Origin of the sequence: Enterobacter sp. kpr-6, from assembly GCF_900116015.1 — a bacterium.
In the GTDB taxonomy this organism is placed as follows: domain Bacteria; phylum Pseudomonadota; class Gammaproteobacteria; order Enterobacterales; family Enterobacteriaceae; genus Enterobacter_D.
The window spans coordinates 179865-191926 of the sequence record NZ_FOYH01000001.1; the positions used below are offsets into that span (position 1 = coordinate 179865).

Consider the following 12062-nt stretch of genomic DNA (forward strand, 5'->3'; position numbering starts at 1 on the left):
CATGAGCCCGGAAACCGCGCTGTGGCTGGCGCGCAGCCAGTTCGCCTTTACCATCGGCTTTCATATCGTGCTGGCGGCGTTCACCATCGGCCTGGCACAGTTCCTGATGCTGCTGGAAGGGATGTGGCTGTGGCGTAAACAGCAGGTCTGGCTCAGCCTCTGGCGCTACTGGAGCAAAGTCTTTGCGCTCAACGTGGCGATGGGCGTGGTCACCGGCGTGGTGATGGAGTTTTCTTTTGGCACCAACTGGAGCGGGCTGTCCAGCCGTACGGGAGCGGTGCTCGGGCCGATGCTCTACATGGAAGTGCTGGTGGCCTTTTTTCTTGAAGCCGGATTTATGGGGGTGATGCTGTTCGGCATGGGAAGAGTGCGCCCGTGGGTGCATTTTCTCTCTACCTGCGTCGTGGCGCTCGGATCGCTGTTCAGCGCCTTCTGGATCCTGGCAGCTAACTCATGGATGCAGACGCCGGACGGCTACGCGCTGGGCGCAGACGGGCGCTTTGTGCCTGTCGACTGGTGGGCGGCGATTTTCAATCCCTCTTTTCCGTGGCGGATGGCGCACATGGTGACCGCCGCCATGCTCGGCACCGCCTGCCTGGTGGCGGGCTGCGGCGCGTGGCATTTGCTGCGTGATGCGCGTCATCCGGCGGCGCGAAAGATGTTTTCACTCGCCATGTGGCTGCTGCTGGTGATGGCCCCGGTGCAGGTCGTTCTCGGCGATCTGCATGGCGAAAACACCCGCGACCACCAGCCGGTCAAGCTGGCGGCGATAGAAGGCAACTGGGACCCGCCGCCGCCGGGTGAAGGGGAGCCGCTGCGACTGTTTGCGATCCCCGATATGAGCGCGCGGCGCAATCTGTATGAGGTGGCGATCCCTGACGTTGGCTCGCTCTACCTGCGCCATAATCTGCACGGAACCATTCACAGTCTTAATCAATATCCACAGGACGAACTGCCCTGGGTGCCGCTGGTGTTCTGGTCTTTTCGGCTGATGGTTGGCCTGGGTCTGCTGATGGTGGTGGCGGGCGTCGCCGGGCTGGTGCTGCGTCTGCGCCGACGCCTCTGGCACGCGCGCTGGCTTCACCGGCTGATGGTGCTGATGGCCCCGGCGGGGTTTATCGCCATGCTCGCAGGGTGGGTCGTTACCGAGGCCGGACGCCAGCCGTGGACGGTTTATGGCCTTGTGCGCACGGCGGAAAGCGCGTCGCCGGTTGCGCCCGGTCTGCTGCTCGGCTCCTTTATCATTATTGTGACGGTGTGCTGCGCCCTGTTCGCCATCGGGCTGTGGTGCCTGCTGCGACTGCTCTGGCGTCCGCCGCAGCCGGATGAAGAGGGGCCGGTGCCGGACGTGGCGCGGCGCACGGAAGGAGGGCAGGGCAATGAATGAGTTTCTGGGGCAGTCCTGGCTTGAGGCGCTGTCGGCAGCGGCGCTGGTGCTGAGTCTGTGGATTTACGTGCTGCTCGACGGTACGGATTTGGGCGCGGGGATGCTGTCTGGACTTGAGCGCGATGAAACGTCCCGGCAACGCATTCATTTGTCGTTACTGCCGGTCTGGGACGGCAACGAAACCTGGCTGGTGCTGGCGGCAGGGGGCCTGCTCGGGCTGTTTCCGCTCGCCTACGCCATTATTTTCAGCGCCCTGTATGTGCCGGTTTTCGCGATGCTGCTGGCGCTGATCGTCCGGGGGATGGCGATTGAGTACCGTCCCAACGCGCCGCGACTTTTTGATCCGATGCTGTGGGGCGGATCGCTGGTCGCCAGTCTGTCGCAGGGGATCATCATGGGCAGCCTGATTGCGGGCATTCCCAACGACGGCCAGCAATTTACCGGCACCGGCTGGGAATGGTTTAGCCCGTTCCCGCTGTTCTGCGGCGTCGCGCTGATCGCAGGGTACTGTTTAATGGGCGCGGGCTGGCTGAACTGGCGCTGCACGGGCGGGCAGGAAGAACGCGCGCGCCGCGCTATTCCGGGCCTGTTGGTGCTCACCGCGCTGATGCTGGCGGGCGTGTTGCTCTGGACCGCCTCTATGCAGGAAAGCTGGCGGCAACATTTGCTGAACATATGGCTTTGGCTGCCGCTGACGGGCATTGCGCTCGTGGGCATTCTTGCGCTGTGGGTGGGCCTCGCCAGACGCTACGCTTTCCTGCCGCTGGCGGCGATACTGGTGCTGGTCAGTTGCGCGTTTGGCGCGCTGGTATTTACCCTGTTTCCGTTTATCGTGCCGGATAACATTCTCATCCGTCAGGCCGCTGCGCCGCCTGCGACGCAGCGTTTTCTGCTGGTGAGTTTCGGCTTACTGGTGCCGATCACGCTGATTTACAACACCTGGGGATTCCGGGTCTTTAGCGGAAAAATTCATTAGCGCCCGGCATCACCGGGCGGGGCGTTATGATTTTTTGCCGGGCATGATCCCTTTCACGATCTGGCTGGCGGTGTCAGCAACGATTTTCCCGGCGGAGCGATCGCCTTTGGCCATCGACGCCATAAACGCTTTCGCCTGTTTCAGCGTGATGTGCGGCGGCAACGGCGCGACTTCCGGGTCAGTTTTCACTTCCAGCACGACCGGGCGATCGGATGACAGCGCTTCCTGCCAGGCGCTCTGCAACTGCTCCGGATCGTCAACGAAAATACCTTTCAGTCCCAGCGATTCCGCGAACCCGGCGTAGCTGAAGTCAGGGATATCCTGGGTAGCTTCGAAACGGGGATTGCCCTCCATCACCCGCTGCTCCCAGGTAACCTGATTCAGATCCTGGTTATTGAACACGCAGACGATGAGCGTCGGATCGCTCCATCCTTTCCAGTATTTCTGAATGGTGATTAGCTCCGCCATGTTGTTCATCTGCATCGCTCCGTCGCCCACCAGCGCCACCACCGGTTTTTGCGGGTAAGCGAATTTGGCGGCGATGGCGTAGGGCACGGCCGCGCCCATGCAGGCCAGGCCACCGGAGAGCGAGGCGCGCTGGCCCTGCTTAACTTTATAATCGCGGGCGAACCAGTTGGCGCAGGAACCGGAATCGGAAGTGACGATGGCGTCATCCGGCAACAGCGGTGACATTTCCCAGACCACCCGCTGCGGATTGACGGGTTTGGCCGCAGCGTGCGCGCGATCGTCAAGCGTCTGCCACCACTCCTTCACCCCTTTGGCGATCTCTTCCTGCCAGCCACGATCGGTTTTTTGCGTAAGCAGCGGGATCAGCGCCCGCAGGGTTTCTGCGGCGTCGCCGTGCAGATTGACTTCCACCGGGTAGCGCAGCCCCAGCATCGCCGGATCGATATCCACCTGCACGGCACGCGCCTGGCCCTCTTTCGGCAGAAATTCGGTCCACGGGAAGCCGGTGCCAATCATCAGCAGGGTGTCGCAGTTCATCATCATGTCGTAAGAGGGTTTGGTGCCGAGCAGACCAATCGCCCCGGTAATAAAAGGCGCGTCATCGGGCAGCACATCTTTTCCCAGCAGCGCTTTGGCGACGCCCGCACCCAGTATGTTAGCCAGTTGCACCACTTCCAGCGCCGCGCCGCGTGCGCCTGCGCCCACGAGGACCGCCACTTTCTTCCCGGCGTTAAGCACATCGGCCGCTCTTTGCAGATCGGCGTCATAAGGTACGATTTTTGGCCGCTGATAGCCGGGACCGGAGTGGGTAAAGCCGTGGGTATGCGGCGGCTCCTCCCAGGGTTCATCCTGAATGTCTTTGGGCAGCACCAGCACCGTTACGCCATTTTGCGCCACGGCGATGCGTACACCGCGATCCACCAGATGCCGTAATTGCGCGGGCGAAGCCGCCTCCTGCACAAAGTTCGCCACGTCAGCGAATACCCGGTCGAGGTTTAATTCCTGCTGGTAGCTCGCGCCACGTGCGGTGACTTCCGCCTGTCCGGTAATCGCCAGCACCGGCGCGTGGTCCATTTTTGCGTCATACAACCCGGTCAGCAGATGCGTGGCTCCCGGTCCGCCGGTGGACAGACACACCCCCAGCTCGCCGGTAAATTTGGCATGGCCTGCCGCCATAAACGCCGCCATCTCTTCATGGCGCACCTGAATAAATTCAATGCCATCGCCCGCTTTGTTAGCCCGTTGCAGCGCGCCGAGCACGCCGTTGATGCCATCGCCGGGATAGCCATAAATCCGGGTCACTCCCCACGCTTTCAGGCGCTCAATGAAATAATCGCTGGTCATCTTTGTCATTGTTCTGCCTCTTGGCTGAAAAAAGTAAATGCAGCGTTAAGGATAGTTGACATGCAATGAGTTGGTTGGGGGGAGGGATTGTTTTCTTACATTAGTAGAAACTGAAAATGGCAAAGCTAATATCAGGTGTTGGTGATTACTATAAAATAATGAAGGCTGAAATGGCCTTCATTATTTTCAAACAGGATGCTAATGCTCGCCGGTGTCTGATAGGTACATATCACGGCTAATGGTATTAAACATTTATAAAGTCCCGCCGTGATATTTACTTTTTTGATGAAAATAACAAATATCAATTGGCTGAGTCATAAAAATGATGGAAACCTGTATATGCCGTCATTTTTCACATCCGCAGATACGTCCTGTCTCTCCTTTTTTGTTAAAAGTATAAAATCAGACATTTCATGCAATTGATGTGATTTTGTACATGTTCAGCTCTAAGTTTAATTACTGATTTACTGCACGCCCTTCTCCCATCAGGCTTAACCGGGTTATGCAAGAAATTTCTTATAATTTAGAATGGTAATCTTTAATTGTTAAATATTTTATATGCAAAAAATTGTTACATTTTTTTAATTCCGCTCAAGCAGAAAACGTTTCTAGACTACCAGTCTAGTGGGTTTTATCCGAATTTCTCATTTCAGGTACATGCTCGGATTTACAGTCTCAACCAGCAAATTCTGCCGGTACTGAGCCAACAGCTGCTGACTCACATGGCTGTAAGGTAATAACCCACGTCCCTGACTCTGAAATGGAGGTAGGAAGAAGGAATAGGGCTGGAGTTTGATTAACAGGCTTATCTAAAAGGTAACAATTATGGACAGCGCGAAAGAAATTGCCAGGGATATGCTTGAGGCTATTAATATCGATGGCTCTGGTTTTTGGGGGGCAATAGGAAAAGGTTTTATTTCATTTCCAGTCAGTCTTGGCTACCTGGGATATGATTTTATTGATACTGATCATCGCAGAGATAACCTTGATGATAAATTCAGGCTGGCTCAATTGATTAAAAATGGCGTGTTTAATCCTCAGGTTATTGAGCAAATTATTAAAACCTCTCTCGAGGATTTTATTTCACGCATTCACATCGAAAAAATATCTTCTTTCGTGAAAAATGTTTCCGGTTCGTTCATGGGGAAAATGGCATTTACTGAACTAACGGGTGTGAAGCTGGGTGAAGCAATAGCATCCAGAGGTGTATCAGCCTTTTTTGCCGGAAGTTTGGCTGGCTTATTGTTATCTGTTGGTGCTGAAACATCCAGAGCAATTTATACATCAAGAGACCTCGAAGACAGAAATCCTGTTTTGCACAATAAGCTCCAACGCCTTGGTGACCTCGATCTTCTTTATTTTATTGTTGAAGATATCGTTAAGCCTTTTGAAACAGCCTGTGAGGTAGGAGACAGAAATCCTGCCGAGTTTGATAAAGTATGCGAATACTTTTTTGGAGGCTTATGAATATCAAGATAATTCTTCTGGTAATCATTTCCCGATTAATTCGCGGAGCGGGGATAGGGCTGGGAAGTTCTGGTATTGTATTTACTATTTGGTTTTTTTTGTTATCTTCAAGCGAATCCAGATATCTCTGGGGTATGTTTTCGATAGCAGGATTTTTTGTAGGCTATTTCATATATCGGTTTGCTTATACATATGTTTATGATGAATAACGTTTTTTAGCTGAGCATCGCGCTACTGTTATAGTTGAATTGGAGTGAGTAATAGTTATTATTTTTTTTTGCGTGTTAGTGATTGAGTATTTACCTGGAAAAACAGTCAGTGCTGGCTGGGACAGAGTCCCAAAATAAAAAATAAATCACGGATATGGAAATGAAAAAATTAATCTTCCTTCTGGTTTCAGGAATACTATTCACGGCACAAGCCGATGCCGCGCGTGGAAGGCAACCCTGTTCGGGTTCAAAGGGAGGCATTGCGCACTGCTCATCGGATGGACGCTTTGTCTGCAATGACGGGAGTTTGAGTCAGTCGAAGCGATTCTGTTCCGGGTATGGTTCTTCAGAGGTCAGCAACCCGGTAAAACCGTCCACTTCCACCCGCAAAACGCAGACGAAAAAGGTGACAACTGCGAAAAATAAAAAACCGCGACGTATTACAGAAAACGACGAACCGGTCAGTACGCAACCCCGTCAGCCAACATGCACCCCGCTCTATATGGCCAACAAGCCCGGATACACCCATTTACCGATTTGCTCAGGGAACCAATATTAATCTGGCATGGCAAAAAGCCCTTGCCTGTCCTTCAGATTAAATAATCAGGATTGAAATAAGAAGAGGGAAATAAAATATGGCACGAAGAAAAAAAGATGATAATGCTTCAGGTATTATTCTTGTCATTATTGGCGTCATTGCCTGGGGCGTTTATGTCGCAGCAAGAGCACTCATCAATCTAAATGAACAATTTATTGAGTCTGTTTCAAATCCGGCAGGAATCATCACTCTGTTCTTCGGTTTGTTAATTGCCGTTGCACTAATAATGCGGGTTTTCATTTACCGGGGTTTTCGAAAGAAAACAGCGGAGCTTGAACAGGCCGTGTCGGAGTTAGCACAGAAAGAGAAAGCCTTTGAAGAAACCGTCAGTACCGAAGTGGCTCGCGGCCTGTACCAGGAAAAGAAACAGCTTTCCGGTCAATGGGATGAATTTCACGATGCCAAAAATAAAGCCTCCCGGGCGCTGCAGCGTATTGTGGACGCAGCGTATCAATTCAAAGTCAAAACTCTGCTTTCCGGCACCACTGTAAATAACTGGCAAAGCAAGTACGACCAGCTCAGGAAGGAGAGAGAGGCTTACGCGGCCATCAGCGAGAAAATCACCTTTCTGAAACTTGAGGATAATGCTGACTGGGAAGGCGTAAAACAGCAGTTTCTGGATAAGGTCGCCCTGCTGGAAAAGGCGCAGGAAGAAAAAGAATACCAGGCTGAGCTCAAGCGTCAGATGCGGGAAGAAAAACAGCGTCAGGATGAACTGGACCAGCAACAGCGTGAGGCAGAGGAGGAGAAACAACGCCTTGCTGAGCAGCAGCGTCTACTGGATGAAGCCCTGCTCGCTGCTGAAGGTGCTCACAGGGAAGAGCTGGAAAGACAGCGTCTGGAGCTGGAGCAGAAAATCCAGGATGTGCATCAGCAGTATGAACGCGCCAAATCCATGGCCCAGCTTACAAAGCAGGGACATGTATATGTGATTTCAAATATTGGTTCCTTCGGTGAAAATGTCTTCAAAATCGGTATGACCCGACGGCTGGAACCGATGGAACGCGTGAAAGAACTGAGCGGGGCAGCCGTGCCGTTTGATTTTGACGTCCATGCCATGATTTCCTGTGATGATGCCCCCGCACTTGAAAAGACACTACATGACCATCTGGAACGCTACCGGATTAACCGAATTAACCTGCGTAAGGAGTTTTTCCGGGTTGAGCTCAGCAGAATTATTGATGAGGTAGAGCGTCACCATGGACAGGTTGAATATATTGCCGACCCGATGGCGCTACAGTATCTGCAGAGTCTCAAATATGCAGAGAGCGAAGCCGCATAACATCATATCCTGATGTTTTGACAGCAGAGCTAATGTCGTGCTCTGCTGATGTACTGCATTTAAGTGGATAACATTGTATGGCGAAATTAATGACATCCCTGACGCTATGCTCAGGCAGAATGACGCACGGGGAGCGGCGTGTAGCCCAGCGTCTTGAATCACATCTCGGGGAGGACTGCCTTATCTGGTATGACATTCCAGTGGGGCGGGAATACAGGCATCCTGACTTTGTTGTTATCGATCCCGCAAACGGACTTATTTTTCTTGAAGTTAAAGACTGGAAGCTGAGCACACTTCAACATATTGACCCGCAGACTGTAACTCTCCTGACTGCGCAGGGAGAAAAGCAGGAACAAAATCCGCTGGTACAGGTCAGGGAGTACGCCTGTGCGACCGTCGAATCGTTATCCCGTGAGCCGAAACTGCAGCAAAATACTGGCCTGTACAAAGGAAAGCTCAATATTGCCTGGGCTTATGGTGTTATTTTTACGAATATCACCCGCCAGCAACTGACCTCCCTCTCAGACGACGGGGCAGTCGAATCTTTATTTCCCCGGGCACTGACAATTTGTCAGGATGAAATGACGGAATCTGTCTCTGCTTCTGCGTTTCGTTCTAAAATTTCTGGCTTGTTTACCACCCGATTCAGACCGGCAGTCACTCCGGCAGTCAGGGATATTCTCCGCCAGCATTTGTTCCCGGAGATTGCTATTCGGACGAAGAAAAAGAGCAATCAGGTCTGCAGGGTAATGGACCTGCAGCAGGAGGTGCTGGCACGCAATCTTGGGGAAGGGCACCGCGTTATCCATGGTGTGGCGGGTTCCGGCAAGACACTTATTTTACTCTACCGTTGTCTGTATCTTTCAGAAACGACAACGCGTCCTGTATTAGTGCTTTGTTTTAATATTATTCTTGCAAACTACATCCGCGATTCTGTTGCTGAAAGAGGGCTGTCGGATAAAGTGCACGTGTATCATTTCCACGACTGGTGTGCGAGTGCCGCCCGAAAATTCAAACTCAATGTGAGCCGGGAAGGGCTGTTCTTCGATAACTGTTTTGCCGCGCTCGAAAATGCGGTTAACAGCGGAGCCGTGACAGATAGCGGTTATGATGCTGTGCTGGTTGATGAGGGACATGATTTTGACCAGCGCTGGCTTTCGCTCATTGCCCGACTGTTTGATAACACAACCCGTTCGCTGTTGCTGATGTACGATGACGCGCAGTCGCTGTACCGACGTGAAAGAGCACTTAACTTCTCGCTGGCGAGTGTGGGTATCCAGGCTCAGGGGCGCACGTCGGTTCTTCGCGTTAACTATCGCAATCCCTGCCGTATACTCAATTTTGCGTATGCCTTCTCGCGTGATTATTTTGACGGTCATCATAATCAGGAGCTTCCTCTGGTGCTGCCGGAGGCCTGCGGAGAGGAGGGTGATATTCCTGATATTGAATTATGCCAGTCGGAAGCAGAGGAAGCCCGTCGCGTTGTGGCATGGCTGAAGGAAAAACATGCGGTTACAGGTCGATGGGGAGATATAGCTGTCCTTTGCCCGACGCGTTATTCGGTAGACGGACTCACCGGATTGCTGGAGCAGCATAAGATACCCACCGCCATTAGCTTTACCTCCGGGGATAAAAAAGCCTACTCACACCGCGACGATGTTGTACATCTCATGACTTTCCAGAGCAGTAAAGGTCTGGAATTTCCTTACGTTGCCGTCATCAATGCGTCTTTTGTTCATAAAGGCGCTGAGGATGAGTCGGAAGTTATCCCAGCGCTTTATGTGGCATTTACCCGCGCAACGCGTTCGCTGCTGGTGACCTGCTACAAAGAAAACAGCATCAGTCGTCAGTTGACGAAATTTGCCGGCGTTGACCTGCAAGAGCGACAGGATGGCTATGCATAAAATGTTAAAACCGGTAGCGACCCCATGCGCGCTATCGGATTATGCCGCCCTGCGCGATGAGATGAATAAGCTGTGAACTGGCGTTCTGCCGAAAAAATCTGCCTGTTACTGTTTAAGCAAAACGGTGTGGAGCTACAGACGGCGGCCTGATACACGCTGGCACGTACGCACCTGGTCAAAATAGAGGTTTTTTCACTGATGATGAGGGGATTTTATTGAATTCGGTAGACGTCAGGAGAGTTGTATATGGTGTCCCCTGCAGGAATCGAACCTGCAACTAGCCCTTAGGAGGGGCTCGTTATATCCATTTAACTAAGGGGACGAGGCGGCACGAGTATAGCGTCATTTTGTCAGTGCGTTAAGCGCGTGACCGCCTGAATGCTTAAAGTGTCGCCATTTACGTATCTTTCTTCGCAGACTTTCGTTCTTCCTGCGCTTTATCGGCCTTTGCTTTGGCTTCGGCTTTGCGTTTGTTGCTCATGTCGTTGCGGATCTGAGCATGGCTTAACAGCGCAAAAATAAACGTACCGCCGCAGATATTGCCGGCAAGCGTTGGCAGGGCGAAGGGCCAGAGGAATTCGCTCCAGTGCAGATTACCGTTAAACACCAGGTAGAAAATCTCCACCGCGCCGACCACGATATGCGTCGTGTCGGCAAGCGCGATAAGCCAGGTCATCAAAATGATCACCACGATTTTGGCGGCACCCGCAGACGGGAACATCCAGACCATGGTGGCGACCAGCCAGCCGGAGATAATGGCGTTCGCAAACATCTCTGACGGCGTGTTTTTCATCACTTCCATGCCGATTTTAACGAACGCATCGCGCGTCTCTTCATCAAAAATCGGCATATATTCAAACGCCCAGGCGGCAATCGCGGTGCCGATCAGGTTGCCGAGTAATACCACGCCCCACAAACGCAGTAACAATCCGCCGTTACTGAACGTCGGATTATGCATGAAGGGTAAAACGGCGGTGACGGTGTTCTCGGTGAACAGCTGCTGGCGCGCCATGATGACGATAATAAAGCCGAAGGTGTAGCCGAGGTTTTCCAGTACAAATCCGCCGGGTATGCCCTCTAACTGGACATGAAAAATGCCTTTTGCCAGTAGCGACGCGCCCATGGAAAGTCCGGCGGCGATAGCTGACCACAAGAGCGCCATTGCATCGCGCTCCATCTCCTTTTCCCCATCCTGGCGAATATGTTCATGGATAGCCATGGCGCGCGACGGGAGATGATCTTCATCCATCTCGATATCTTCACCGCGTGAGTTCTCTTCACTTTCAACTTCAATTTCGTCGCTATGTTTATCTAATTTATCTTCTTTTAACTCGTCCACGATGGCCGCTCCCGTTCTTCATTCACTGCATTAAGCGTAGCGGCTTGCACCTAAATTGCCTGTAATCGCAAGAAAGGTGATAACGATGTTTCAAAGTATGTATAAAATTGCAGCCAAATACCGCTATGCTGAATACATCCCCCGGCGTCAGCCGGACATAGACAGGTTTAAACGTGCTGATACAATTGCTTGCGTATTCAAACCAGGTACATAAGTGAAGCGTGTTTGTACCGTTACGGATGACATTCCGCAAAGGCCATTTTTACAGGGAGACACCCATGAAACTTCGCCTGTCGGCGCTCGCGCTGGGAGCCACGTTATTGGCTGGTTGTGCCAGTTCCGGGGAACAACAAGGGCGCTCGGATCCGTTAGAAGGATTCAACCGCACAATGTACAACTTCAACTTTAATGTGGTTGATCCGTATGTCCTGCGGCCGGTTGCCGTTGCCTGGCGTGATTATGTTCCGCAGCCGGCCAGAAATGGTCTGAGCAATTTCACCAGCAACCTGGAAGAGCCCGCCATCATGGTGAACTTCTTCCTGCAGGGCGATCCCTATAAAGGTATGGTCCACTTCACTCGCTTCTTCCTGAATACCTTGCTGGGTATGGGTGGGTTTATTGATGTGGCGGGCTTGTCGAATGAAAAACTGCAACGCATTGAGCCGCATCGCTTCGGCAGCACGCTGGGGCACTATGGCGTAGGTTACGGCCCGTATGTCCAGCTTCCTTTCTATGGCAGCTTCACGCTGCGTGAAGATGGCGGCGATATGGCGGATACGCTCTATCCGGTGCTCTCCTGGCTGACCTGGCCGCTCTCGGTGGGTAAATGGACGGTGGAAGGGATCGAGTCCCGCGCTCAGCTTCTGGATTCCGACGGCCTGCTGCGCCAGTCTTCCGACCCGTATATTCTGGTGCGCGAAGCCTATTTCCAGCGTCACGACTTTATTGCTAACGGCGGTCAGTTGAAACCTGATGAGAATCCTAACGCCCAGGCGATTCAGGATGATTTAAAGGATATCGATTCCGAATAAGTCCGGACGAAAGAAACAAAAAAAGGTGAACCGAAGTTCACCTTTTTTATTACGCGA

General features: G+C 52.5%; 9 protein-coding genes and 1 tRNA gene. 7 read left to right on the top strand and 3 right to left on the bottom strand.

Annotated elements, in window-relative coordinates:
* The first annotated feature begins 1 nt into the window (after position 1).
* Positions 2-1387, top strand: a complete 1386-nt coding sequence (locus tag BM373_RS00840; RefSeq protein WP_090458346.1) for a cytochrome ubiquinol oxidase subunit I — start codon at positions 2-4, stop codon at positions 1385-1387.
* Positions 1380-2363, top strand: coding sequence for a cytochrome d ubiquinol oxidase subunit II (locus BM373_RS00845; protein ID WP_090458348.1), 984 nt, complete (start codon positions 1380-1382; stop codon positions 2361-2363). The genes BM373_RS00840 and BM373_RS00845 overlap by 8 nt, the downstream gene beginning before the upstream one ends.
* Positions 2364-2387: 24 nt before the next feature.
* On the opposite strand, the gene BM373_RS00850 is transcribed toward BM373_RS00845, so the two are convergent.
* Entirely contained in the window at positions 2388-4184 is a 1797-nt protein-coding gene (locus BM373_RS00850) for a thiamine pyrophosphate-requiring protein (RefSeq protein ID WP_090458350.1), read from the bottom strand.
* 816 nt (positions 4185-5000) lie between these two features.
* Here BM373_RS00850 and BM373_RS00855 point away from each other — a divergent pair.
* The 4 genes from BM373_RS00855 to BM373_RS00875 all read left to right on the top strand — a co-directional run bounded on the left by BM373_RS00855 (position 5001) and on the right by BM373_RS00875 (position 9635).
* On the top strand, positions 5001-5642 hold the full coding sequence (locus tag BM373_RS00855) for a hypothetical protein (RefSeq protein WP_090458353.1): 642 nt from the start codon (positions 5001-5003) through the stop codon (positions 5640-5642).
* A gap of 369 nt (positions 5643-6011) precedes the next feature.
* Positions 6012-6410: a YdcA family protein gene (locus BM373_RS00865; protein ID WP_090458358.1), complete on the top strand. Its 399-nt coding sequence runs from the start codon at positions 6012-6014 to the stop codon at positions 6408-6410.
* A 76-nt stretch (positions 6411-6486) separates the two neighbouring features.
* A complete protein-coding gene (locus tag BM373_RS00870; RefSeq protein ID WP_090458360.1) occupies positions 6487-7731 on the top strand; it encodes a GIY-YIG nuclease family protein in 1245 nt (414 codons plus the stop codon).
* A 77-nt stretch (positions 7732-7808) separates the two neighbouring features.
* Positions 7809-9635, top strand: coding sequence for a 3'-5' exonuclease (locus BM373_RS00875; RefSeq protein ID WP_371261075.1), 1827 nt, complete (start codon positions 7809-7811; stop codon positions 9633-9635).
* A gap of 247 nt (positions 9636-9882) precedes the next feature.
* Here BM373_RS00875 and BM373_RS00885 read toward each other — a convergent pair.
* Together BM373_RS00885 and BM373_RS00890 are read right to left on the bottom strand one after the other, a co-directional pair.
* Positions 9883-9957, bottom strand: a tRNA-Arg gene (locus BM373_RS00885).
* Positions 9958-10032: 75 nt separating this feature from the next.
* Positions 10033-10974 carry a formate/nitrite transporter family protein gene (locus BM373_RS00890; RefSeq protein WP_090458366.1) on the bottom strand — a complete coding sequence of 314 codons (942 nt, stop codon included), beginning with the start codon at positions 10972-10974 and terminating at the stop codon, positions 10033-10035.
* Positions 10975-11252: 278 nt separating this feature from the next.
* On the opposite strand from BM373_RS00890, the gene mlaA reads away from it, so the two are divergent.
* Positions 11253-12005 carry a phospholipid-binding lipoprotein MlaA gene (mlaA, locus tag BM373_RS00895; RefSeq protein ID WP_090458368.1) on the top strand — a complete coding sequence of 251 codons (753 nt, stop codon included), beginning with the start codon at positions 11253-11255 and terminating at the stop codon, positions 12003-12005.
* Positions 12006-12062 lie beyond the last annotated feature (57 nt).